At 66.9% G+C, this 23,844-nt stretch carries 19 protein-coding genes, 2 tRNA genes and 1 pseudogene; 6 read left to right on the top strand and 16 right to left on the bottom strand.

What is annotated here, in order from left to right:
* Positions 1–7: 7 nt before the first annotated feature.
* The 3 genes and pseudogenes from AAAZ40_RS07730 (at position 8) to AAAZ40_RS07720 (ending at position 4,041) form a co-directional block, all read left to right on the top strand.
* Positions 8–3,230: pseudogene (locus AAAZ40_RS07730) on the top strand (type I restriction endonuclease subunit R).
* A 206-nt stretch (positions 3,231–3,436) separates the two neighbouring features.
* Positions 3,437–3,760, top strand: coding sequence for a type II toxin-antitoxin system RelE/ParE family toxin (locus AAAZ40_RS07725; RefSeq protein ID WP_476659823.1), 324 nt, complete (start codon positions 3,437–3,439; stop codon positions 3,758–3,760).
* Entirely contained in the window at positions 3,757–4,041 is a 285-nt protein-coding gene (locus AAAZ40_RS07720; protein WP_034111529.1) for a helix-turn-helix transcriptional regulator, read from the top strand. The genes AAAZ40_RS07725 and AAAZ40_RS07720 overlap by 4 nt, the downstream gene beginning before the upstream one ends.
* 176 nt (positions 4,042–4,217) lie before the next feature.
* Here the strand turns inward: AAAZ40_RS07720 and AAAZ40_RS07715 are convergent.
* The 8 genes from AAAZ40_RS07715 to AAAZ40_RS07680 all read right to left on the bottom strand — a co-directional run bounded on the left by AAAZ40_RS07715 (position 4,218) and on the right by AAAZ40_RS07680 (position 13,171).
* Positions 4,218–4,293 (bottom strand) — tRNA-His (locus tag AAAZ40_RS07715).
* 26 nt (positions 4,294–4,319) lie between these two features.
* Positions 4,320–6,266 carry a SurA N-terminal domain-containing protein gene (locus tag AAAZ40_RS07710; protein ID WP_476659822.1) on the bottom strand — a complete coding sequence of 649 codons (1,947 nt, stop codon included), beginning with the start codon at positions 6,264–6,266 and terminating at the stop codon, positions 4,320–4,322.
* Between the two features lie 59 nt (positions 6,267–6,325).
* Positions 6,326–6,401, bottom strand: a tRNA-Val gene (locus AAAZ40_RS07705).
* A gap of 81 nt (positions 6,402–6,482) precedes the next feature.
* The gene (locus tag AAAZ40_RS07700; RefSeq protein ID WP_476659821.1) at positions 6,483–8,393 is read right to left on the bottom strand and encodes a chorismate-binding protein; all 1,911 of its coding nucleotides are present in this window, start codon (positions 8,391–8,393) and stop codon (positions 6,483–6,485) included.
* Entirely contained in the window at positions 8,390–9,481 is a 1,092-nt protein-coding gene (locus AAAZ40_RS07695) for a tartrate dehydrogenase (RefSeq protein WP_476659820.1), read from the bottom strand. The genes AAAZ40_RS07700 and AAAZ40_RS07695 overlap by 4 nt, the downstream gene beginning before the upstream one ends.
* Positions 9,482–9,513: 32 nt before the next feature.
* Positions 9,514–10,464: a DMT family transporter gene (locus AAAZ40_RS07690; protein ID WP_476659819.1), complete on the bottom strand. Its 951-nt coding sequence runs from the start codon at positions 10,462–10,464 to the stop codon at positions 9,514–9,516.
* Positions 10,465–10,497: 33 nt separating this feature from the next.
* Positions 10,498–11,067 (bottom strand): CDP-diacylglycerol--glycerol-3-phosphate 3-phosphatidyltransferase, encoded by a 570-nt coding sequence (gene pgsA, locus AAAZ40_RS07685; protein ID WP_476659818.1) that lies wholly within the window; start codon positions 11,065–11,067, stop codon positions 10,498–10,500.
* A 43-nt stretch (positions 11,068–11,110) separates the two neighbouring features.
* The gene (locus AAAZ40_RS07680; RefSeq protein WP_476659817.1) at positions 11,111–13,171 is read right to left on the bottom strand and encodes an excinuclease ABC subunit UvrC; all 2,061 of its coding nucleotides are present in this window, start codon (positions 13,169–13,171) and stop codon (positions 11,111–11,113) included.
* Positions 13,172–13,224: 53 nt separating this feature from the next.
* Here AAAZ40_RS07680 and earP point away from each other — a divergent pair, with 53 nt between their 5' ends.
* From earP to AAAZ40_RS07665, 3 genes are read left to right on the top strand one after another with little or no spacing between them, the layout of a single operon-like run.
* Positions 13,225–14,493, top strand: a complete 1,269-nt coding sequence (earP, locus tag AAAZ40_RS07675) for an elongation factor P maturation arginine rhamnosyltransferase EarP (protein WP_476659816.1) — start codon at positions 13,225–13,227, stop codon at positions 14,491–14,493.
* A gap of 44 nt (positions 14,494–14,537) precedes the next feature.
* Positions 14,538–15,092: an elongation factor P gene (efp, locus tag AAAZ40_RS07670; RefSeq protein ID WP_045535370.1), complete on the top strand. Its 555-nt coding sequence runs from the start codon at positions 14,538–14,540 to the stop codon at positions 15,090–15,092.
* Positions 15,093–15,099: 7 nt separating this feature from the next.
* A complete protein-coding gene (locus AAAZ40_RS07665; protein WP_476659815.1) occupies positions 15,100–15,993 on the top strand; it encodes an LOG family protein in 894 nt (297 codons plus the stop codon).
* Between the two features lie 99 nt (positions 15,994–16,092).
* On the opposite strand, the gene AAAZ40_RS07660 is transcribed toward AAAZ40_RS07665, so the two are convergent.
* The 8 genes from AAAZ40_RS07660 to AAAZ40_RS07625 form a co-directional block, all read right to left on the bottom strand.
* Positions 16,093–16,464, bottom strand: a complete 372-nt coding sequence (locus AAAZ40_RS07660; RefSeq protein WP_476659814.1) for a cation:proton antiporter — start codon at positions 16,462–16,464, stop codon at positions 16,093–16,095.
* Entirely contained in the window at positions 16,461–16,730 is a 270-nt protein-coding gene (locus AAAZ40_RS07655; protein ID WP_476659813.1) for an MrpF/PhaF family protein, read from the bottom strand. Before AAAZ40_RS07655 ends, AAAZ40_RS07660 begins: the two co-directional genes overlap by 4 nt.
* The gene (locus tag AAAZ40_RS07650; RefSeq protein ID WP_476659812.1) at positions 16,727–17,077 is read right to left on the bottom strand and encodes a Na+/H+ antiporter subunit E; all 351 of its coding nucleotides are present in this window, start codon (positions 17,075–17,077) and stop codon (positions 16,727–16,729) included. Before AAAZ40_RS07650 ends, AAAZ40_RS07655 begins: the two co-directional genes overlap by 4 nt.
* Position 17,078: 1 nt before the next feature.
* The gene (locus AAAZ40_RS07645) at positions 17,079–18,536 is read right to left on the bottom strand and encodes a complex I subunit 5 family protein (RefSeq protein ID WP_476659811.1); all 1,458 of its coding nucleotides are present in this window, start codon (positions 18,534–18,536) and stop codon (positions 17,079–17,081) included.
* Positions 18,533–18,964, bottom strand: a complete 432-nt coding sequence (locus tag AAAZ40_RS07640) for a sodium:proton antiporter (protein ID WP_476659810.1) — start codon at positions 18,962–18,964, stop codon at positions 18,533–18,535. The genes AAAZ40_RS07645 and AAAZ40_RS07640 overlap by 4 nt, the downstream gene beginning before the upstream one ends.
* Positions 18,961–19,437 (bottom strand): MnhB domain-containing protein, encoded by a 477-nt coding sequence (locus AAAZ40_RS07635; protein WP_476659809.1) that lies wholly within the window; start codon positions 19,435–19,437, stop codon positions 18,961–18,963. Before AAAZ40_RS07635 ends, AAAZ40_RS07640 begins: the two co-directional genes overlap by 4 nt.
* Positions 19,434–21,752, bottom strand: coding sequence for a hydrogen gas-evolving membrane-bound hydrogenase subunit E (gene mbhE, locus AAAZ40_RS07630; RefSeq protein ID WP_476659808.1), 2,319 nt, complete (start codon positions 21,750–21,752; stop codon positions 19,434–19,436). Before mbhE ends, AAAZ40_RS07635 begins: the two co-directional genes overlap by 4 nt.
* 114 nt (positions 21,753–21,866) lie before the next feature.
* A complete protein-coding gene (locus AAAZ40_RS07625; protein ID WP_476659807.1) occupies positions 21,867–23,810 on the bottom strand; it encodes a diguanylate cyclase in 1,944 nt (647 codons plus the stop codon).
* Between the last annotated feature and the right edge of the window lie 34 nt (positions 23,811–23,844).

The following is a 23,844-nucleotide window of genomic DNA, read 5'->3' as shown; positions in this document are numbered from 1 at the left end:
GCAGCGCATGGGAAGCATCACCGAAGACCACCTCGAACAAGCCACGCTCGAATGGCTGGCGGCGCTGGGCTGGAAGATCGGCCATGGGCCGGACGTGTCGCCACCCGACGCCAAGACGCCGGGCACCGAGCGCGACAGCTACCGCGAGGTGGCGCTCAAGCACCGCCTGCGCGATGCCATCCGGCGCCTGAACCCGCACCTTCCGGCCGGCGCGCAGGACGAAGCCTGCCGCATGGTGCTAAACCCCAACATCCCAGGCCAAGTGCAGGCCAACCGGCAGATGCACCGCTGGCTGGTGGAGGGCGTGCCCGTCCAGTACCAGAAGGACGGCGAGACCCGCGGCGACCGGGTGCAGTTGGTGGACTGGGCCGACACCGCGCGCAACCACTGGCTCGCGCTCAATCAGTTCAGTATCCAAGGGCCGAAGCTCACCCGGCGCCCCGACCTTGTGCTGTTTCTCAACGGCCTGCCCGTGGTGGTGGTCGAGCTCAAAAACCCCGGCGACGAGAACGCCGACCTGTGGGCCGCCTTCAACCAGCTGCAAACCTACAAGCAAGACATTCCCGACCTGTTCCAGAGCAACGCGCTGCTGGTCATCAGCGATGGCATCGAGGCCCGCGTGGGCTCGCTCACGGCAGACCAAGAGCGCTTCATGGCCTGGCGAACCATCGACGGCGTGACCGTGGACCCGCTGGGGGCCATGAAGGAGCTGGAAACGCTGGTGCACGGCCTGTTCCAGCGCGACCTGCTGCTGGACTACCTGCGCCACTTCATCCTGTTCGAGGACGAAGGCAAGCTGGTCAAGAAGGTGGCGGGCTACCACCAGTTCCATGCCGTGCGGGCGGTGGTCGAGAGCGTGCTCGAGGCGTCGAATCCGAAGGCCAATGCTTCACGGCGCGGCAAGGGCGGCGTGGTGTGGCACACCCAAGGTGCGGGCAAGAGCATCGAGATGACTTGCCTAGGAGGCAAGCTGATGCAACACCCCCAGATGGGCAACCCGACCCTAGTGGTGGTGACCGACCGCAACGACCTAGACAACCAGCTGTTTGGCGTGTTCGCCGGCGCGGCCGCGCTGCTGCGCGAGACCCCAGTGCAGGCCGACACCCGGCCCAAGCTGCGTGATCTGCTGGCCAATCGGCCCTCGGGCGGTATTGTTTTTACGACCATCCAAAAGTTCACGCCGGGAGAGGACGAGGACAGCTTCCCCGTCCTCTCCGACCGGCACAACATCGTCGTCATCTGCGACGAGGCCCACCGCAGCCAGTACGGCTTCCAGGCCAGCATGCCCAAGCTGCAAAAGCAGATCAAGGACGCCCGCAAGACCCTAACGACCAACGACGCGGCCAACGAGCCTATGGCGCTACAGGTAGCCGAACCCACCGCCAAATACGGCGTGCTGCGCAACGTGCGTTACGGCTACGCCCAGCATTTGCGCGACGGCCTGCCTAATGCCACGTTCGTGGCCTTCACCGGCACGCCCGTATCGCTGGAGGACCGGGACACCCGCGCGGTCTTTGGCGATTACGTTCACATCTACGACGTTCGAGCAGGCGGTCAAGGATGGCGCCACGGTGCCCATCTATTACGAGAGCCGCCTCGCCCGACTGGAGCTGCAGGAAGCCGATGCGCCGTATCTCGACGACGAAGTGGAGGAGCTGACCGAGGACGAAGAGGACGACACCGTCAAGGCGGCGCAGCTGCGCCGCTGGGCCGCTCTGGAAAAGTTGGTGGGCGCGCCACCGCGCATCCAGAAGGTAGCGGCCGACCTGATCGAGCACTTCGAGAACCGCTTGGCCAGCCTAGACGGCAAGGCCATGGTGGTGGCCATGAGCCGCGAAATCTGCGTGCACCTGTACGACGCCATCGTGGTTCTGCGCCCGAGTTGGCACGACCCCGACCCCGAGAAGGGTGCCATCAAGGTGATCATGACCGGCTCGGCCTCGGATAAGAATCTGCTCAAACCGCACATCTACAGCAGGGACGTCAAGAAGCGCCTAGAGCGCCGGTACAAGGACCCGGCCGACCCCTTCAAGCTGGTCATCGTCCGCGACATGTGGCTCACGGGCTTCGACGCGCCGTGCATGCACACGATGTACGTGGACAAGCCGATGAAGGGCCACAACTTGATGCAGGCGATTGCGCGTGTGAATCGCGTGTTCAAGGACAAGCCCGGCGGCCTGGTGGTGGACTACATCGGCATCGCCAACGAGCTGAAGGCGGCGCTCAAGGACTACACGCAGGCCAAGGGCAACGGCAAGCCGACCATCGCCGCCGAGGACGCGCTAGCCGTGCTGCTGGAAAAGATGGACGTGCTGCACGGCATGCTACACGGCTTTGACTACACCGACTTTCGCACGAAGGCCTGGCAGCTGCTGCCCGGCGTGGCGAACCACGTGCTGGGCTCGGAAGATGGCAAGAAGCGCTTTGCCGACACTGTGCTGGCCGCCAGCAAGGCGTTCGCCCTCTGCTGCAGCTTGGACGGGGCGCTGGCACACCGGGACGAGCTCGCCTTTCTGCAGGCCGTAAAGGCCGCGCTGACCAAGTTCGGCACCTCGGGCAAGAAGCTTAGCGATGAGCAGAAGGATCACGCGCTGCGGCAAATCATCAGCAAAGCCGTGGTCAGTGCCGAAGTCGTGGATATCTTCAAAGCCGCCGGCTTGAATCGACCCGACATTGGCATTCTGTCCGAGGAGTTCCTAGAGGACGTGCGCCACATGAAAGAGCGCAACCTCGCGGTGGAACTGCTGCAGCGGCTGCTGAAAGACGACATACGCTCGCGCTTCAAGACCAACGTCGTGCAGCAGGCCAAGTTCTCCGAGCTGCTGCAGCAGAGCCTGCAGCGCTACCGCAACCGGGCCATCGAGACCGCGCAGGTCATCGAAGAACTGATCGAGATGGCTAGGAAGTTCCACACCGCTGCGCAGCGCGGAGAGCAGTTGGGGCTCAACGGCGACGAGATGGCGTTCTACGATGCGCTGGCAACCAACGAGGCCGCTGTCCGCGACCTAGGCGACGAGACACTGAAGGCGATTGCGGTCGAACTGACGCAGAAGCTGCGGGCATCAGTGACCGTGGACTGGTCGGTGCGCGAGACCGTGCGAGCGCGCCTGCGGGTGATGGTGAAGACGTTGCTCAAACGCTACAAGTACCCGCCGGATAGGCAGGAGGAAGCGACGGAGACCGTGCTGAAACAGGCCGAGGCATTATCAGCCGGGTGGGCGAATCCTTGAGTGGGGCTCGGCGCTTTGAAAGCGCTAGCGCAAGGCGCTAGGCATTAAATGGATGAGCACAACATCGAGCACCGCACCCGCAAGGGCTGCGCATCCACCATGAGCGCATCGAGGCATGGATGCTCGAGCAAGCCGGAGTGCGCTTTGCGCCAGCGCAGCCGCTCAAGCTGAGCGTGGTGGCTTAATCATTGCAAAAAGGCTATACTGTGACTCATTGGACTGTGACACTGCACCCGCAAGCCGAGCCCGAGCTGCTGGCGCTGCCGCCCGATATGCAAGCCCGCTTCCTGCGCACTGCCGAGCTGCTGGAGGGCTTGGGGCCGCAGCGTGTAGGGCTGCCCCACATACGCCCCCTGCAAGGCAAGCTGTGGGAGATGCGCCTACAAGGCCGGGATGGCATAGCCCGCGCCGTGTACGCTGCCGTGCACCAGCGCCGCCTGCTGGTGCTGCACGTGTTCATCAAGAAAACCCAAGCCACACCGCGCCGCGCCATTGAAACCGCCCTGAACCGATTGGAGACCCTGCCATGATCACCCTCGAGCAAATCAAGGCCAAGCTGCTGGAGCAGCCCGCCGTGCAAGCCGAATACGACGCCCTAGCCGCCGAGTTCGATATGGCCCGCGAGCTGCTGCACGCCCGCGCCCGCGCCGGCCTGACGCAAGCCCAGGTGGCCGAGCGCATGGGCACCACACAAAGCGCAGTTGCAAGGCTCGAGGCAGGCAAACGCCAGCCTTCCATGCGCACCGTGCAGCGGTATGCCAAAGCCCTAGGCTGCCGCGCCGTGGTGCGGCTGGAGCAAGCCAGCGCCTGAGCCGCCAGCGCTTGCACCACCGCCAGAGCCCGGCCCTTGATCCGGGTTTTGTGTGCTCGAGCAGCCGCACCGCTGACGTGCAAAACGCGCTTACATCCGCCGTTACATCGAGCGCAGCCCAGAAAGCACAAAGCCCGGGAAACCGGGCTAACTGCTTGATATTATTTGGAAATACGTGGGGTGGCTGATGGGACTCGAACCCACGACGACAGGAATCACAATCCTGGACTCTACCAACTGAGCTACAGCCACCGCAAGCCTTAGATTATACCCCTGATTCAGGACGCGGCGGCGGTTTCGGCGGTGGGGCGTGGCTGCAAAATTTCAACTTCGAAGCGCGTGCGCAAATGCCGCAGGTAGGCTTGGGTTTCGGCTTGTGCCCACAGATCGGCGAGCTGGTTGCGCTCCAGCCCGGCGCGCACCGCGTCGGGTGCCTCGCGCTCGAGCACGCGGTTGATGCGGATCACGGCGTAGCCGTCGGGGCCCATATCGACGCCTACCCAAGTCGGGGCATCGGCGGATGCTGGGGCGGCGGCACTCAGCACGGCGCGCAGCACCTCGGCGGGCGCGCCTTGCGGTTCGGTGCGCGACAGGGCCACGGCGGGTGACAGCCGGCCTTGGGCCGCTTCCGGGGCTTGGCGCCAGGCCGCCAAGCGGGCTTGCCCTTCGGTGCGCGCGGCATCCAGCGCGCGGCGCTGCAGCAGCAGTTCGCGGACTTGTGGGCGCACGGCGTCTAGGGGCTGCAGCTGCGCGGGCCGGTGCGCGAGCACCCTTGCTGACACCAGCTGTTGCCCGGCCTGAACCTCGATCGCTTCGGTGTTGCGCCTGAGCGTGAGCGCGTCGCTGGCAAACAGGGCCTGCAGCAGCTCGGGATGGGTCAAGGCGGGAGCAAGCCCGGCGGGCTGGGGGCCGCGGCGCACCACCGCTTGGGCGCGGTTGACGGTCAGGCCCAGCGCCTGCGCGGCGGGCGCTAGAGAGTCGGCCTGCTCATAGACCAAGTTGGAAAAGGTTTCGGCGGCTTGGGCAAAGCGCAGCTGCGCCTGTTGCTGGCGCAGCTCGGCCGTCAGGCGCTCGCGCACGGCCTCGAAGGGCTCGGCGGCCGGCTGGCGCACCTCGAGCAACTGGATGATGTGAAAGCCGAAATCGGTCTGCACCAAGTCCGAAATGGCGCCGCGCTGCAGCGCAAACACCGCCTGCTCAAACGGCGGCACCATGGCGCCACGGGCAAAAAAGCCCAAATCGCCCCCCCTGGCGGCAGAGCCGGGGTCTTGCGAGTGCGCGCGCGCGAGTTCGGCAAAACGGGCCGGGTTGAGGCGCACCTGGGCCAGCAGCTCTTCGGCGCGGGCGCGCACCTGGGCTTGTTGTTCGGGGCTGGCGCCCGGCTCGAGCGTGAGCAGGATGTGGCTGGCGCGGCGCTCTTCTTTGGCGGCGAGCTGGGCGCGGGTTTGCTCGTAATGCGCGCGCAAATCGGCTTCGCTGATGGCGATGCCCCGCGCCACCGCGGCCAGGTCGAGCACCAGGTATTCGACATCGACTTGTTCGGCCGACTGAAACAGGTTCGGATTCTGGGTGTGGAAGGCCTGCAGGTCGGCCTCGGTGAGGGCGACGCCGGCGCGGAAGTCATCAGGCCGGAACACCGTGAACTGGATTTCGCGGCGCTGGAAAAATGGCTGCAAGGCCTGTTCGGCCAGCTTCGGGGGGGCGAAAGCGGTCACGGCCAAGCCCTCGAGCAACTGGCGGCGGATCAGGTCGGCGCGCACCGATTGCTCGAATTGCTCGGGTGTCAGGCCCTGCATGGCCAAGATTTGGCGGTAGCGCTCCAGATCGAGCGTGCCGTCGGGGCGGCGCAGCTGGGCGATGGTGGGGTCTTGCGCCAGTGTGGCAGCGAGCTGCTGGTCGGTGACCAGAAAACGGGCATCTTGGGCCGCCAGGGCCACCAGTTGCTCGTCGATCATGCGCTCGAGCGTGGCAAAGCGGCTGGCCTCGGTGTCGAGCTGGGCGCGCTGCAGGCCCGGCGTTTGCTCCAGCAGTCGATCGATCTGGTTGCGGTGCCGCTCTTCCCACTGCTCGCGCGTGATGTCGGTGCCGCCGACGCGCGCCACGGCGTTGGGGTCAGCGCCCAGTTGCCCATAACCCTCGACCCCGACGAGCACGAAGGCCGGGATGATCAGCAACATCAGAACCGCCATCAGGAACTTGATGTTGTTGCGAAAAAAATCAAACATGTGGGCGCTGCCTGCAACGTGGGAATGAATGCCGGGCTCATCGGCATGGGGCTGGTGGGTGGTGGGTGCTGACGGGTTCGAACCGCCGACCTACGCCTTGTAAGGGCGCCGCTCTACCAACTGAGCTAAGCACCCCACCGGGAAACCCCTGATGTTAGCCGAACGCACCGGGGAAGGCGCGCTGGGCTGAAATGGCTGGCGCATTGTAACCGGGGCTCAGGGCGTGCTGGCTTGCCCCAGCAAACGCGCCGGCAGCGCGCCGCGCAGCGCATTGCACACCACGATGGCCTCGGCGCGTTGCAGATCTGCCCGCGTCAGGCGCGCCTCGCTGGCGGCCCAGGCGGGGTCGGCGAGCAGCAAACTGCGCTGAATGCCGGGCAAGGCTCCGCCAGATACGGGCGGGGTGAACCAGCGGCCGCCCAGGCGCAAGAAGACGTTGCTGCGCCCACCCTCGATCAGCTCGCCGGCGGTGTTGAAAAACAGGCTGTCGAAGGCGCCCTCGCGCTCGGCGGCACGGATGCCGGCGTCGTAGTGGCTGCGGCGCGTGGTCTTGTGCGCGGCCAGTGGATTGTGCAGCGGCAGCGGCTCGGGGTGCAGCCGCAGCGTCACGACACCGGGCGCCAGCGCCGCCAGGGGGGCGTGCGCAAGGCTGAGCCGGCCGTTGTGCGACAGCGCCAGCCGCACCCGCGCCGGGACATCGGGGGGCAGCTCGGCCGCGCGCTGGCGCAACAGCGCCTGGGCTGCTTCGGGGTCGAAGGCAAAACCCAGCGCCCGCGCGCTGGCCGCCAAGCGCGCCAGATGCAGCGTCAGATGCTGCAAGCCGCAACCGGGAAGGTGCAGCAGAGTCTCGAACAAGTCAAAGCCAGGGTCCAGGCCGGTGAGGAAGCGGGCTTTGAGGCGGCATTCGGCCAGCTCGTCGGCGGCCACGCTGTCGTGCACGATGCCCGCCCCCACCCCCAGGCTGAGCGGCCGCAGGCCCTGGTGCGGCGCCCCGAGCGTGAGCGTGCGGATGGCCACCGAGAGGCAGAAGTCGCCCACGCGCTGGCCTGCTGGTGCGGCGTCGAGCCAGCCGATGGCGCCGCAGTAGGGGCCGCGCGGCGTGCTTTCGAGGGCGCGGATGAGCTGCAGGGTGCGGTGCTTGGGTGCGCCGGTCACCGATCCGCAGGGGAAGGTGGCGCGCAGCAGCTCGGGCCAACCAACCTCGGGCCGCAGCCGGGCCTGCACGGTGGAGGTCATCTGGTGCACGGTGGCGTAGGATTCGATCTCGAACAGCGCCGGCACCTGCACGCTGCCGGTGAGTGCGACGCGCCCGATGTCGTTGCGCAGCAAGTCGACGATCATCACGTTTTCGGCTTGGGTCTTGCGGTCGGCTTGGAGCTGGCGGGCGCTGGCCAGATCGGCTTCGCAGTCGCCGACGCCATCGCTGTCTGGCGCAAGGCCGCGCGCGGCCGTGCCTTTCATGGGCCGGGCGCTCAAGACTCCGTGCCGCTGGCGCAAAAACAGCTCGGGCGAGCAAGACAGCAGCCAGCGTTCGTCGGGCAGGCGCAGCAGCGCACCAAAGGGCACCGGTTGGCGCGCGCGCAAGGCCGCGTACAGCGCCACCGGTTCGCCCCAGGCCTGGCCCTGCAGGCGGTAGGTGTAGTTCACCTGGTAGGTCTCGCCGGCACGGATGGCGGCGTGGATGCGCTCGATGGCGGCCGCAAAGCCCGCTTCATCGACGCTCTCCTGCAGCGCCAGCGTGCCGCCACCGGCGCCAAAGCCGGGCCAGCCCTGCAGCCAGGCATCGACTTGCTCGCGCGCGAGCCGCTGCAGGTGGCTGAACATGAGCAAGCGCAGCGCCGCGCCCGGATAGGCCGTCGCCGGCTGGCCGAGCACCAAGGCCTCGCCCCATTCGTAGTCGGCCAGCAGCAGCGCGTACAAACCGGCGCGCTGGTCTTGCGCCACCGCAGCCCACAGCGCCTCCAGCGCGGCGCGGTCGGTCGCGTCGGTGCAGACGTGCTCGCGCACGAAGCCGGTGTAGAGTCGGCTGCTGGGCTGCGCGGCGCTGGCTGTGCAGTCGTCGAGCAAGGCAAAGACCGACTGCGGATCGGCGCCGGGGGCTGGAACGGCGGCCGGGGCTGCGCTCATGCGCCGACCACCTCGGCGATCGCCCGCCCTAGGTCGGCGGTGCGGGCGCGGCCGCCGAGGTCGGGGGTGCGTGGGGCGCTGCTGCCGGCGGCCAGCACGGTTTCGATGGCTTGCAGCAGCGCGTCGTGCGCCGGGCGGTGGCCCAGAAAATCGAGCATCATGGCCCCGCACCAGATCTGGCCGATCGGGTTGGCGATGCCGCGCCCGGCGATGTCGGGGGCCGAGCCATGCACGGGCTCGAACAGCGAGGGTTGGCGGCGCTCGGGATTCAGGTTGGCACTGGGCGCCACGCCAATGGTGCCGGTGCAGGCCGGCCCGAGGTCGCTCAGGATGTCGCCAAACAGGTTGCTCGCCACCACCACGTCGAAGCAGTCGGGGCGCTGCACGAAGTGGGCGCACAGGATGTCGATGTGGAACTGGTCCACGCGCACGCCGGGGTACTGACGCGCCATGGCGGCCACGCGCTCGTCCCAATAGGGCATGGTGATGGCGATGCCGTTGCTCTTGGTGGCGCTGGTGAGATGCGGCCTGGGGCGGCTCTGCGCCAGCTCGAAGGCAAAGCGCAGCACCCGATCGACGCCGTGGCGGCTCATCACCGTTTCCTGCAGCACAATTTCGCGCTCGCTGCCCTCGTACATGCGCCCGCCCACGCTCGAGTATTCGCCCTCGGTGTTTTCGCGCACGATCCACATGTCGATCGCACCCGGGGCGTAGGGCGTGCCGTCGCGGCGGCGCAGGGGCGAGCTGATGCCGGGCAGCAGGCGCGCCGGGCGCAGGTTCACGTACTGGTCGAACTCGCGCCGAAAACGCAACAGCGAACCCCAGAGTGAAATGTGGTCGGGGATTTTCTCGGGCCAGCCGACGGCGCCGAAATAGATCGCGTCGTGGCCGCCGATCTGCTCTTTCCAGTCGTCGGGCAGCATCTGGCCGTGGCGCTCGTACCAGGGCCAGCAGGCAAATTCGAAATGATCGAAATGCAAGCCGATGCCGAAGCGGCTGGCGGCCGCCTCGAGCGCGCGCAGCCCTTCGGGCATGACTTCCTGGCCGATGCCGTCGCCAGCGATGACGGCGATGCGGTGCGTTTTCATGGGGGCGGCTCCTGGGGTGGGTGGGGCAAGTATCAGGCTTTGGCGGTTGGGGGGCTGCGCACCACCAGGCCGACGCCGAGCGCGGTCAGCGCCACACCGGTCACGGTCAGGGCGGTGATGGGCTCGTCGAACAGCAGCCAGGCGAGCACGACGGTGCACGGCGGCACCAGGTACATCAGGCTGGCCACCGAGGCCGCTGCGCCGCGCTGGATCAGCAGATAGAGCAGCGAGCTGGCCCCGAGCGTGAGCGCCAGCACCGACCACGCCAGCGCACCGGCCAGCTCGGCGTTCCAGTTCATGCCGCCGGGCTCGAGCAGCGCCAGCGGCAGCGTGACGGCAAACGCCGCCAGCAGCTGCACCGTGTTGGCGCTGCGCACGTCGCAGGGCTGCACGTGGCGCTTCTGGTACAGGGTGCCGGCGGTGATGCTCAGCAGCGCGAAGACGGCCAGGCCGACGTTGAACCAGGTGGCGCCGATCTGGCCCGTGGTTGCGCCCACGGCCGCCCCCGCATCTGAGGGCACGAACTGATGCCACAACACCAGCACCAACCCAGCCAGGCCCAGCAGCAACCCGAGCCACTGGCGCCGCGTCACGGCCAGGCCGGCCGAGGCGGCAAAGGCCGACAACCAGATGGCGGTGAGCACCGGCTGCAGCCCCACCAGCAGCGCCACCAGGCCCGCGCCCATGCCGGCCTTGACAGCCGCCCACACGCCGCCAAGGTAGCCGGCGTGCATCAGCAGCCCCAGCACCGCCAGGTGCCCCCACTGCGAGCGGCTGCGCGGCCACGCCACCCGCGCCCACCAGACCCAGAGCAGAAACAGGGCGATCGACAAGGCATAGCGCCAGGCCAGAAAGGTCATGGGCGGGGCGTGTGGCATGCCATAGCGCGCCACGATGAAGCCGGTGCTCCAGATCAGCACGAACACCCACGGCATGGCGCGCAACCAAGCGTCGTGGGGCGTCTGGGGCGAGCGGCCGAGCATGGGTGAGCGCTGCTGCGCGATATGGGCGCTGTGTCAGCGCGACTTGGCGCGGATTTCGGGCAGCGCTTTGATCAGGTAGTAAACCATCGACCAGACCGTGAGAATGGCCGAAATCCACAGCAACACCGCGCCCCAGACCCGGGTGTCGATCAGACCAAAGAGCGTGGCGTCGTAGAGCAGGAACGGGATCGCCACCATCTGCACCGCGGTTTTGAGCTTGCCCAGGGCGTGCACCGCCACGCTGCGGGTGGCGCCGATGAGCGCCATCCACTCGCGCAGCGCCGAAATGGCGATCTCGCGGCCGATGATGATCAGCGCCACGAACACGTCGGCGCGGTCGAGGTGTACCAGCACCAGCAGGCAGGCGCAGACCAGGATCTTGTCGGCCACCGGGTCCAGAAAGGCGCCGAAGGCCGAGGTCTGATTCAGCTTGCGCGCCAGGTAGCCGTCGGCCCAGTCGGTGAGCGCAAACAGCACAAACAGCACCGTGCCAACCAGATTTTGCGTGCTCTGCTCCAGCCCGGGCCAGTAGAACACGGCCACGATCAGGGGAATGGAGACGATGCGCGCCCAAGTGAGCGATGTCGGCAGGTTGAAAAACATGGGCCCGATTATGCGAGGGTTTGCCCGGATTCGGGCGCGTCGCTCAGCGCAAAGCCTTGTAGATTTGCTGCGCCAGCTCGGTCGAAATGCCCTCGACGCCAGCCAGATCGGCCACGCTCGCCGCCGCCACCCCACGCAAACCGCCAAAACGCTGCAGCAGCCGCGCGCGCCGCTTGGGGCCGACGCCGGGGATGTCTTCGAGCTGGCTGCTGCCGGTGCGGGTGCGCGTGCGCTGGGCGCGCATGCCGGTGAGGGCAAAGCGGTGCGCCTCGTCGCGGATTTGCGCCACCAGCATCAGCGCGGCCGAATCGGCCCCGAGGGCGATTGGGTCGCGGCCATCGGCAAACACCAGTTCCTCGAGCCCGACCTTGCGCCCGGCGCCCTTTGCCACACCGACGATGCGGCCCACATCGGCCCCGAGCTGCTCGAACACCTGGCGCGCCACGGCCACCTGCCCGGCACCGCCGTCGATCAGCACCACATCGGGCCAGCGTGGGCCAGCGGCGGCCTCGGGCGCCTGCGCTGCGGCCAGCTTGCCGTAGCGGCGCAGCAGCACCTGGCGCATGGCGGCGTAATCGTCACCGGGCGCAATGCCCTCGATCGCGTAGCGCCGGTGCTCGGCGCTCTGCATCCTGTGGCCCTCGAACACCACGCACGCGGCCATGGTGGCCTCGCCCGCGCTGTGCGAGACGTCGAAGCACTCGATGCGCAAGCGCTCCAGCGCCTCGTCGGGCAGATCGAGCACCTGCGCCAGCGCGCGCGTGCGCGCCTGCTGCGAGCCCTCCTCGGACAACAAGCGCGCCAGCTGCAACGCCGCGTTTTGCTGCGCCATCTCGAGCCAGGCGCGCCGCTGCTCGCGCGGCTGCCACACCGCATGCACCTTGTGTGCGCTGGCCTGGCCGAGCAAATCGAGCAGGTGCGTGCTCACGGGCGCCCCCAGCACCAGCAGCGGCGGCGGCGGGTAGGCGCTGTAATGCTGGGCGATGAAGGCCTCCAGCACCCGGGTCTCCAGGCTGGGCGGCGGGGTGGCGGCGGCATCCGGTGCCGGCGCATCGGTCATCGTCTCTAGGGCGGGGTCTGCTGCCGACTCTGCATCTGCGCCCTCCTCGACGCTGGCCAGCAGCGCCCCGTCGGCCACCTGCGACGGAAAAAAAGGCCGGTCGCCCAGATGGCGGCCGCCGCGCACCATCGCCAGGTTGACGCAAGCGCGCCCGCCCTGCACTTTCACGGCCAGAATATCGGCTTCCTGGTCGCGCACGTTCTCCATCGCCTGCTGCTGCAGCAGGTGCGCCAGGCTGCCGATCTGGTCGCGCACCTGGGCCGCCTGCTCAAACGCCAGTTGTTCGGCATGCGCTTGCATGCGTTGCTCCAGCGCGGTCAGCAGGGTGTCGGTTTGGCCGCGCAGAAAGGCGGCGGCGTCGTGCGCGTCGCGCGCGTAGTCGGCCGCGCTCACCAGCCCCACGCACGGGCCGCTGCAGCGCCGGATCTGGTACAGCAGACAGGGGCGGCTGCGGTGCAGGAACACCGTGTCTTCGCAGGTGCGCAGCCTGAACACCTTTTGCAGCAACTCGATGGTCTGCTTCACCGCCCAGCCGTTTGGGTAGGGGCCAAAGTACTGGCCGCGCCCGTCCACGGCGCCGCGGTAGTACGACAGGCGCGGGAAGGCCTGCGGCTGCGCCGCTGCGAGCGGTGGTGGCGCGGCTGCCGGTGCGGCTGCCGGTGCGGCTGGCGCCACCGTGCCCGCCTTGCGCCCCACGCCGCTGCCCAGGCGCAGGTAGGGGTAGCTCTTGTCGTCGCGGAACAAGATGTTGTAGCGCGGCTGGCTGGTCTTGATCAGGTTGTTCTCGAGCAGCAGCGCCTCGGCCTCGGAGCGCACCACGGTGCTCTCGAGGCGCGCGATCTGGCCCACCATGTGACCGATGCGTGTGCCATCGTGGCGGCGGCTGAAGTAGCTCGACACGCGCTTCTTCAGGTGCCGCGCCTTGCCCACGTAGAGCAGCGCATCGGCGGCGTCAAAAAAACGGTACACCCCCGGCAGGCCCGGCAGGGTGGCCACGGCGTGCAGCAGCGATTCGGGAAAGGGGGCGGGCGCGTCCTCGGTCATGGTTGCCGATTGTGGCACCTGGCCGCGCGCAGGGCCAGCGACAATCGCGTGCCATGAACCCCGCCGCCGCACCTGCACCTGCACCTGCACCTGCACCCGCTTCCCCCCGGCTCTGGGATATTTTTTGTCACGTGATCGACAACTGGGGCGACTTGGGCGTGTGCTGGCGCTTGGCGCGGCAACTGGTGGCGCACGGCCAGCGCGTGCGGCTGTGGGTGGACGACGCCTCGGCGCTGGCCTGGATGGCCCACCCTGGCGCGCTGCAAGGTCCCAGCCCTGGATCCGGCCCCAGCCAAGCCAGCCCCAGCGCCCCGCCCCTGCACCAAGGGCGGGGCGCATTGGCGCAGCTGAGCGTGCACCACTGGCCGCGCCTGCAGCCCGAGGCCGCGCCGCCCAGCATGGAACCCAGCGACGTGCTGATCGAAGCCTTCGGCTGCCACATCGCGCCGCACTGGGTGCAGGCGCTGCAACCCGAAGGCCGTGCCGGCCAGGTCTGGATCAACCTCGAGTACCTGAGCGCCGAACCCTGGGTCGAGCGCTGCCACGGCCTGCCCTCGCCGCTGCTCAGCGGGCCACTGGCCGGGCGCGTCAAGTGGTTTTATTACCCCGGCTTCACGCCCGGCAGCGGCGGGCTGCTGGGGCCAGATCAAACGCCTGACCCAGAGGCGCCAGCGACACCAGCCGCCGCAGCCACAGCCGCACCGGCACCCACACCGGCTTCAGGCGCCGCCCCCGTTTTGGAGGCCAGCCACACCCAGCCGCACACCCAGGCGCCCCCCACCCCCGGCCCCCCCCACATCACCCTGTTTTGCTACGAGCCTGCAGCCCTGAGCCCGTTGCTCGCCCAGCCGGCGCTGGCGCAAGCGCACTGGCGCGTCTGCGCCGGGCGCAGCCAAGCGGCGTGGCAGCGCGCGCAAGCGGCACTGCCCGCCAGCGCCACGGTGGAACGGCTGCCGCTGCTGGCGCAAACCGAGTTCGACGCCCTGCTGCGCAGCAGCAGCCTCAACCTCGTGCGCGGCGAAGACTCCTTGGTGAGCGCGCTCTGGGCCGGCCAGCCGCTGGTCTGGCAGCTCTACCCGCAAGACGACGGCGCGCACCACGCCAAGCTTGAAGCCTTTCTGGATTGGCTCGAGGCCCCGCCCTGCCTGCGCCAAATGCACCGGGCATGGAATGGGATAGAAGCGGCGACTTCTGAGCTTGCGCCCCTAACAGAACAACGCCTGCAACGTTGGCGCCACTGCACCCTGCAAGCGCGTCAGCGCCTGAGCCAGCAAGGCGACTTGTTGGGCCAGCTGCTGCGCTTTGCAAACGGGAAAAGGTAGAATGCGACGTTTTACTTTTGCACCCCTGCATTTGCGCACCCATCATGAAATTCGCCCAAGAAATCCGCGCCGGCAACGTCATCATGCACGGCAAAGACCCGATGATCGTCCTTAAAACCGAATACGCCCGCGGTGGCCGTGGCGCCGCCACGGTGCGCATGAAGCTCAAGGCGCTGCTCAACAACATGGGCACCGAAGTCGTGTTCAAGGCCGACGACAAGATCGACAACGTCATCCTCGACAAAAAAGAGTGCACCTACTCCTACTTTGCCGACCCGATGTACGTCTGCATGGACGCCGACTACAACCAGTACGAAGTCGAGGCCGCCAACATGGGCGACGCCCTCAACTACTTGGCCGACGGCATGACGGTCGAAGTGGTGTTCTACGACGGCAAAGCGATTTCGGTCGAACTGCCCACCAGCGTCGAGCGCGAGATCACTTGGACCGAGCCCGCCGTCAAGGGCGACACCTCGGGCAAGGTGCTCAAGCCGGCCAAGATCGCCACCGGTTTTGAGGTTTCGGTGCCGCTGTTCGTGGAACAAGGCGACCGCATCGAGATCGACACCCGCACCGGCGAATACCGCCGCCGCGTCTAAAAGGCGGATGGGCAACCCCCAAGACTTGCGCGTCAACCGGTTGGCGCACGCTTGGGCCGAACTGCAGGCCCAAGCCGCCGACGGCGTCGAGCTGCACCCCGACGCGCACCGGCTGGCTTTCGCCGACCCGGAGTTTCTGCTGCGCCGCGAGTCGCGCGGCATCCGCATGCAGCTCGAGCTGCTCAAGCCCGAGCTGGAAATGCAGGCGCTGGGCATCGAGCACACCGTGGTGGTGTTTGGCAGCGCGCGCTTTCGCTCCGCCGAAGCAGCGGCCGAGGCGCTTGAGCAGGCGCAGGCCAGCGGTGATGCCCAAGCCATTGCCGCCGCCCAAACCCTGCAGCGCAACGCCCGTTATTACGAGCAGGCGCGCCGCTTTGCCCGCTTGGTGGCCGAATACAGCCTGCACTGCCCAGCACAAGATCGGCTCTACATCGTCACCGGCGGCGGCCCCGGCATCATGGAGGCGGCCAACCGCGGCGCGCACGAGGCGGGGGCGCTGAATCTCGGGCTCAACATCACGCTGCCGCACGAGCAGCTGTCCAACCCCTACGTCAGCCCCGAGCTGAACTTCAAATTCCACTATTTTGCGCTGCGCAAAATGCATTTTTTGATGCGCGCCAAGGCACTGGTGGCGTTTCCGGGCGGGTTCGGCACCCTGGACGAGTTGTTTGAAGTGCTCACCTTGGTGCAGTGCCACAAGGCCAAACCGCTGCCGATCTTCCTCTTTGGCAGCGACTACTGGCAGCGCCTGCTGCGGCTCGAGGTGTTGGTCGAAGAAGGGGTGATCAGTCCCGCCGATCTGGAGCTGTTCCAAACCGTGGACACGCCCGAGGCCGCGTGGGAGGGCATCCGGCGCTTCTACAACCTGCCCGAGATCGGCTGCGCTGCGCCGGCCGGTTGAGCCCCCGGCGGCATCGAGCAAGGCAGCGGCCAGCTGGCACCGCCCCACGCTGCCACCGCCTCACGCTGCCCCGCCCCACTGAGCACAGCGCGCGTCACCTCAAGTGCCGGAGCCCGGCTTGTGGCCCGCCGCCGGGTCGTCGCCGATCAGCCGCACCTGCTCCACGTCGGCAATCAGGCGCGATTCGCGCACCGCCGCCCGCGCCAGCATGTGCGAGGCCACCGGCAGCGTGGCAAACAGAAAGCCCAATAGCAGCAGCGCACGCCAAGTCCAGTCCCAACTGGTGGCAAAAAGGATCGCGCCCACCAGCACCATGGACAAGGCAAAGGTGCCGGCCTTGGTGGCGGCGTGCTGGCGCGCCAGCGCGTCGGGCAGCGCCACCACGCCCCAGGCGGCGATGACCAGCAACACCCCGCCCGCAAGCAGAAAGAGCGCCGCCAGCAGATGCAAGACCGTTCCGGTGTCGATCATGGTTCGGCCCCCTTGTCGAGCAGCAAGGCCCAGCCGACCGTGGTCACGAAACCGGCCAGCGCCAGCCCTATGCCCACGTCCAGGTACACGGTGCGCTCGGTGTAGATGGAGGCCGCCACGCACAGCGCCACAGCCGCGGCCAGGAAAATATCGAGCGCCACGATGCGGTCGGCGTGCGTCGGCCCTTGCACGATGCGCCACGTCATCAGCGCCATGGCGATGAGTACGCACAGCACCAGCGCCGTGGTGGCCCAAACGATCATCATGCCCGCAGCTCCCCGAACAGCCGCACCAGGCTGGATTCGAAACGGTCCCGTATGCCCTGCACGATGGCATCGGTGTTGGAGGCATCGAGCACATGCATCAGGATAATGCGGTTTTCCATGTCGATGTCGATCGTGGTGGTGCCCGGTGTGAGCGTGATCATGCAGCCCAGCAGGGCGGCGCCCATCGGGCTCATGGGCGCGAAATGCACGCGCAGGTAAGCGGCAGGCGGCGGCCTGCGCGCGCCGGTGCTGGAGCGCACGATCACCTGCACGGTCTGGATGCCGGACAGAATCACGGCCTTGAGAAAGCGCAGCAACAGCACCAGCGCTACGACGGGTTTGGGCATGTCAGCGCGCTCCCATGCTCAGGGCCGCCGCCTGCACGTACTCGATCAGCGGCTGCGGGTTGAGGGAAATCGTCAGCGTCAGCGCCGCCAGGCCCAGCGTCGCGGCCCAGGCAGGCCAGAGCCGCGTCTGCGCGGGCGGCTGCCAGTGCTTGTCGGGGTGCGGCTTCCAGAACGCCTCCATCCAGATCTTGACCATCGAGTACAGCGTGAGCACGCTCACCAGCAGCGCAATGAAGGTCCAGAAATAGCGCCCTTGCGCCAGCGCTTCCTGCAGCACCAGCAGCTTGGCCCAGAAACCCGACAGCGGCGGTATGCCCACCAACGCCATGGCGATGAGCAGGAACAGAACGCCCAGCCAGGGGTGGGTCTTGTACAGGCCACCGATCTTGCGCAAGTCGTAGTTGCCGGTCAGGCGCCAGATCATGGCCGCGATCAGGAACAAGTTGGCCTTGACGATGAAATGGTGCACGGTGTAGAACAGCGCCGCCGCGTTGCCGGCCTGGCTGGCCAGCGCGATCGCGAGCAGTATGTAACCCACCTGGCTCACGGTGTGGAAGGCCAGGATGCGCCGCATGTCCCAGTGGTAGGCCGCGCCCAGCACGCCGATGAGCATACTGGCGGCGGCAATCCAGCCCAAGCCCTCGTACACCCAGCTAGGCGAGGTGGCAAAGATGTTGCCGCCCACGCGCAACACCGCGTACACCCCAAGCATGGTAAGGGTGCCGGCAAACAGCCCCAGCACCGGCGCGGGCAAGGTGTGGTAGGCCGCAGGCAGCCAGGCGTAGAGCGGAAAGGCCCCGGCCTTGATCAGCAGCGCCAGCAGCAACACACTCACCACCAGGCCCAGCATCCAGGGGTTGAGCTGGGTGGCGGCGTGCGCCAGCGCGTCGTAATTCAAATGCCCGGTCATGCCGTAGAGCAGCCCCACCGCCGCCAGCAAGAGCAGGGTGCCGATGATGTTGAGCACAAAGTACTTGAAAGCGCCGTCGAGCTGGTCCAGGCGCCCGCCTATGGCCAGCAGGCCGAGCGCGCACACCAGACCGACTTCGAGCCAAACATACAGGTTGAAAATGTCGGCAGTGGCAAACGAACCGGCCACCCCGAGCAGCAAGCCGTGCATGAGCGGCAGCAGCATCGGGTGGCGGGGCTGGGTGTCGGCGTCGCTGTTCAGGAACACCAGCGCCGCCAGGCCCATGACCGCCGTGATGAGCAGCATGGCGGCGCTGGTGCGGTCGATGTAAAACTCGATGCCATAGGGCGCACCCCAGTCGCCAAACACGGTGCGCAGGCCCGCGCCCTGGTGCGCCGCGCCCAGCAAGGCCAAGGCGCTGGCAAGCAAGAGCAAAATGCCCAGCAGGCTCAGCAGCGACTGCGCCCGTGGGTTTTTTTGCGCCAGTGCCGTCGCCACCACCGTGGCCATGGGGACGAGCACCGGGCTGGCAGCCAACCAGGCGCTCATCGGGCCGCCTCCGGCGCGCTCGCCTCAGGCAGGGCCGGCTCGTGCGCAGCGCCGTTGTAGGGCGGTTTGACAGGGTCGGTCGGGTGCGGTTCGGCCATGCGCAAGTCTTGGGTGTCGTCGGTTTCGGTGGCCTGGATCAAGCGCAGCATCAGGGTCAGGGAGTAGCAGATGAGGGCAAAGCCGATCACGATCGCGGTCAGCACCAGCGCCTGCGGCAAGGGGTTGGAGGCGTCGCGCAATACGGTCTCGCCCAGCGGAATCACCGCCGGCTCCATGGTGGTCAAGCGCCCGGCGGCCAGAAACAGCAGGTTGATGGCGCTGCCCAGCAGCCCCAGGCCAATGACGCAGCGAAACACGTCGCGCGAAAAAGCCAGATACACGCCAGCGCAAACCGTGATGCCCACCGTGATGGCAATCAGCCAGATCATGGCCTGCCCTTTCCGTCGTAGGCTGCGGCAGCCGAATCGGCGTCTGGCGCTTCGCCGGCACCCAGCAAAGCGACGGTGTAACCCGCCAAGGCACCCCACACGGTCAGGTAAACGCCCAGGTCGAAGATGATCACGGTCGAAACCTTGAGGTCGGTAAAACCCAGGGGGATGCTGCCCCAGATGTGGGTCAGGAACGGGTCGCCCACCAGCAAGGCCGGGATGCCAGACAAAATGCCTATGCCCAAGCCGATAGCAGTCAGGCGCAGGGGCGAGCCAAAAGGGAGCTTGCGCGCTGCGGCGTCGGAACCGTAGGCCACGGCCCACAAAATGGAGGCGGTGACCGCCAGCAGGCCGCCAATGAAGCCGCCGCCGGGTTCGTTGTGGCCGCGCAGCAGCACCCAGAGCGAAGCCAGCAAAATGGTGACGTAGAGCGGGCGCGCAATCGCCTCCAGAATGACGACGCGGCGGTTCATGCCTGACCCCCTGTTTGAGTTTGGGCGCGCTGGCGCGCGCCCTGGCTGCGCACCGCCTGCAGCAAGGATATGGCCGCCAGGAAGGACAACATCACCACCGCAATTTCACCCAGGGTGTCGATGGCGCGGAAATCCACCAGCACCACGTTGACGACGTTGCGCCCAAACGCTTCCGGCACGCTGGTGACGGCAAAGAAGTCGGTAAGCTGGCTGTTGAACACGCCGCTGAGCGACACCAGCATCAGCAGCGTGACCACCAGCCCGAAGAGCAAGGCCAAAGGCAAGGCCCAGCGGTTGCTGTGCGCGCGCTCCAAGCCTTGGCCACGGCCTTCGCGCTTGAGTTTGAGCAAGATGGAAGCCAGCACGATCACAAACACCGTCTCGACCACGAACTGGGTGTAGGCCACGTCGGGCGCGCCGGTGTAGAGGAAAAACAAGGCGCTGCCAAAGCCCACCAGGCCCGAGCACAGCAGCAACACCAGGCGGTCGCGCTGGAACAGGGCCAACACCGCACCAGCGCCTATGGTCAGGCAGGCGAGCACAAAACCAAGGCTGGGGTTGACCCAGGCCGGCCAGTCCCATTGGTTCCAGCCGGCCAGCAAAATGGCCGCCAGCACGGCACTCACAAAGCCCAGCAGCAGCAGGCTGTAACCACTCAGGTCGCCGTGTTGCAGCAGCCGCGTGGTGCGCGCCGACACTTTGGGGATGCCGTTGATGAAACGCTCGTACTGCGCCGGTGTGCTGACGCTGTCGAAGCACGCCAGCAGGCGGTCGAAGCGCCGGTGCAGCGGGTCCCAGTAGACGAACACTACCGTGCCTATGCCCAGGGTGAGCGCCAGCGACAGCAGGCTGCCGAGGCTGAAGTCGAGCGCAAAGTGCACCGCCACCGCTTCGGCGCGCGGCGTCATGGCTTCGGCGGCCAGGGCCATGAGGGTGTCGGCCATGAAGGGTGCCAAACCGAGCGCAATGCCTATGCTGGCCAGCACCAGCGGCGGGCCAACCAGCGCCAGGCCGCCTTCGTGCGCGTCAGGCGGCGTCAGGTTGTGGCCCGGATGGCGCCAGAACACGCGCACCGCCGCCACCGCCGCCACCGCCACCGCCACCGAGGCAAAAATGGTGTTGGCCACCTTGACGAACTCGCTCAGAGGCCCGAGCGCGTCGGCCGCGCCGACCACGTCCTTGACCACGTAACCAAACGACAGCGGAATGCCGGCCATGGACAAGCCCGCCAGCGCCGCGGCCAGGGCCGTCAGCGGCATGGCGTGGCGCAAGTTGCCCAGGCGGTCGATGATGCGCGTGCCGGTGCCGTGGTCGACGTTGCCGGCGACGAAGAACAGCGGCGCCTTGTACAGCGCGTGCCCGAGCAGCAAGGCGCTCACCGCGATCGTGGCACCGTAGCCGTCCATGCCCACCAGCATCACCAGCGTACCCAGCGTGGCCACAGTCGACCAGGCCAGGATGCGTTTCATGTCTCGCTCGCGCAGCGCCAGCAGCATGGCCCAGGCGGCGGTGACGGAGCCAAAAATCTGCAGCGTCCACTGCCACAGCTCCCAGCCGCCAAAGCCCGGGTCCAGCCGCGCCAGCAGATACACGCCGAGCTTGACCATGGTGGCCGAGTGCAGGTAGGCCGACACCGGTGTGGGTGCCGCCATGGCCCCTGGCAACCAGAAGTGAAACGGAAACTGCGCGCTCTTGGTGAAGGCGCCCAGGATGATGAGCAGCAGCGCGGCTGTGAGCAACGGCGTGTGCTCGGTGTAGGGCAGCTGGGCGATGATCTCCTGGATCGAGTAGGTGCCCATGATCTGCCCGAGCAGGATGGCACCGGCCAGCAGCGCCAGCCCACCGCTGCCCGTGACCACCAGTGCCTGCTGCGCCGACTTGCGGCTCTTTGGGTCTTCGTGGTTGAAGCCGACCAGCAGGAACGAGAGCAGACTGGTCGCCTCCCAGAACAGGAACAGCACGATCAGGTTGTCGGCCATCACGGTGCCGATCATGGCGACCATGAACAGCGTCAGCAAAATGTAGAGCCGGTTTTGCTGCGGGTGCCCGGCCAGATAGCCGCCGGCATAGACGAACACCGCCACCCCGATGCCGGTGATGAGCAGCAGCATCAGCAGCGTCAGGCCGTCGATGTGAAAGTCCAGGTGCACGCCCAGCGCCGGGATCCAGTCGATGTGAATGTCCAGCGGCAGCGGCTGCGTCGCCGCCGTCCAGAGCACAGCCAGGAACGCCAGCAGCGGCAGCAGCACAAAGGCGGCCCGCGCGCCCAGGCTCATGGCCGGGGCATGGGGGTCGAGTGGAGGGTGTTGCGCCATGGGGCTCGAGTGTAAGTATTTTTTGTCTGGAAAAACCTGAGTCAGGCGCTCGATACGCCGAAAGATGCTGCGGCCTCAGAGGCTGCGTCCCCGCTTCTCAGCCCCGAGCAAACTTCAGAACTCGCCCTGCTGCCACATCTCGGGGGCAAAGCGCAGCACGCGGTTGCGGCCTTGATCCTTGGCCTGGTACAAGGCCACGTCGGCGTACTTGATCGCCTGCCAGAAGCCGTCGGTGTCGCCGGGAAACTCGCTCACCCCGACCGAGATCGTCTTGCGCAGCGTTTCGCCGTTGACGTTGAGCTTCATTTGCTCCACCGACTGGCGGACTTTCTCGGCCACCCGCAGCGCTTCCCCGGCTTGCACGTCCAGCAGGAGGATCAGAAACTCCTCGCCGCCAAAGCGGATCACCACGTCGGCATCGCGTACAGCAGAACGCAAGACTTGCGCGGTCTGTTTGAGCAGCAAGTCGCCGACATCGTGCCCATAACCATCGTTGACCTGCTTGAAATAATCGAGATCGCACAACAGCAGGCCGATCTGGCTCTTGCGCCGCAGCACGCCGCTGATGAGTTGCTGGCTGTGATCCTGCAAAAAACGGCGGTTGTACAAACCGGTGAGCGGGTCCACCATGGCCGATTCGCGCAGGGTTTGCATCAGGCGCTTGGCCTCGATGACCGAGGTCGATTGCTCTAGGTAGGTGCCGGCGCTGAACACCTTTTGCGCCATGTGCGCGTCTTGGGCTGCGCCGTCGGCGGCAGCGGGAAAGAGCAGTTGCATCACACCTATGGTTTGCCCGCCGGCAAGCATGGGCAGGCAAATATGCCCCATTCCCGGCTCGCTTTCAAAACGCCGGCACACGCCCTGGAACTCGAACGACGACACCTTGTGCCCGGTCTTGACGGCGCGGCATTGGCTGCAATCGGACAGGATGGCTGCGTCGCAGTGCATGCGCGCGTCGCCCACCAGCGGCGGGTAAACGCGCGCCATTTCAGCGCGCGTGGCGTGGACTTCGTACAAGGTGTAGGCCTGAACGCCGACTTCACTCTCCAGCACCAGGCCCAGGCGCCGGTACACGTCTTCCAGCGTGGCGTCTTCTTCGATCACCCGTTTGTACACCGTCATGCCGTAAACGCGCTCGACCAGTCGGTTGAACTTGTCGGACAGCACGCCGATTTCGTCCCTCGACTGCACCTGCACCTTTTTCGCCAGCTCGATTTCGCCCGTGCTCAAGGAATCGATTTGCCGTATCACCGAAGTGATGGGGTGGTGAAAGGCGGCAATGATCCAATAGACGAAGGTCAGCAGCAGCACACAGGCCAACAACAGCGCCGCCAGCAGCGCGTGCACCGAATGGCGGATGACGGCGTCCATGCCAGCGCTGACGCGCTGCGCCTCCTGCTCGATCTGCGCCCGGCTTTCGTCCGTCAGCACCCAGGCGTTGTTCAGGCGCGTCTGCAAGTCCTGGCGCGCAGCCGCCAAGCTGCCGTCGGCCAAGGCGTTGGCACCGCCATGCAGCAGCAGCAACTGCGCCAAGGCCTGGTCGATGCGCTCGACTTCGGCCCCTGAGGCTTGTATGCCGCGCGCACCCAGCAATTGCTCGTCGGCCAAGGTGCGCAACAGGCTTTCGAATACCGTGCCTTCGCGCTGCGAAGCCACAAAGCGCCGGTTCAAATCGGCCTGCGCCTGGCGTATCGTCTGCACGCGCTGACGCATTTGTTGCACCGTGTCCAGGTTGAGGCTGCCGTCGGGATGTTGCACCTGAATCAGCTCGCGCTCCAATGCCGACAGCTCTTGCAGCACTTGCAAGTTCACCAACTGCAGCGGTTGCAGGCGTTGCGCTTGCTGGTGGTGCTGGTACTGCAAAGCAGACAGCGCCGCCACGCCGCCCAGCGCCAGCACGCAAAACCAGAACAGGGTGCCCACGCCAAGCAGCAAGAACTTGCGCCGGATCGGCAGGTCAACGAACATCAGCCGACGCAGCAGGCGCGCGGGCCAGCCGTAGCGGTGCCGCCCGCCCGCCCGCGCTTCGGATGCGTGAGAGGTTGGTTTCTGAGACATTCAACCTGCTCCTGTGTGCTTGTTGTCGATCTGA

This window comes from Serpentinimonas sp. SMBJO2, from assembly GCF_056341105.1.
The sequence above is the reverse complement of the archived record's forward strand: the minus strand, read 5'-3'. Positions and strand labels throughout refer to the sequence as shown.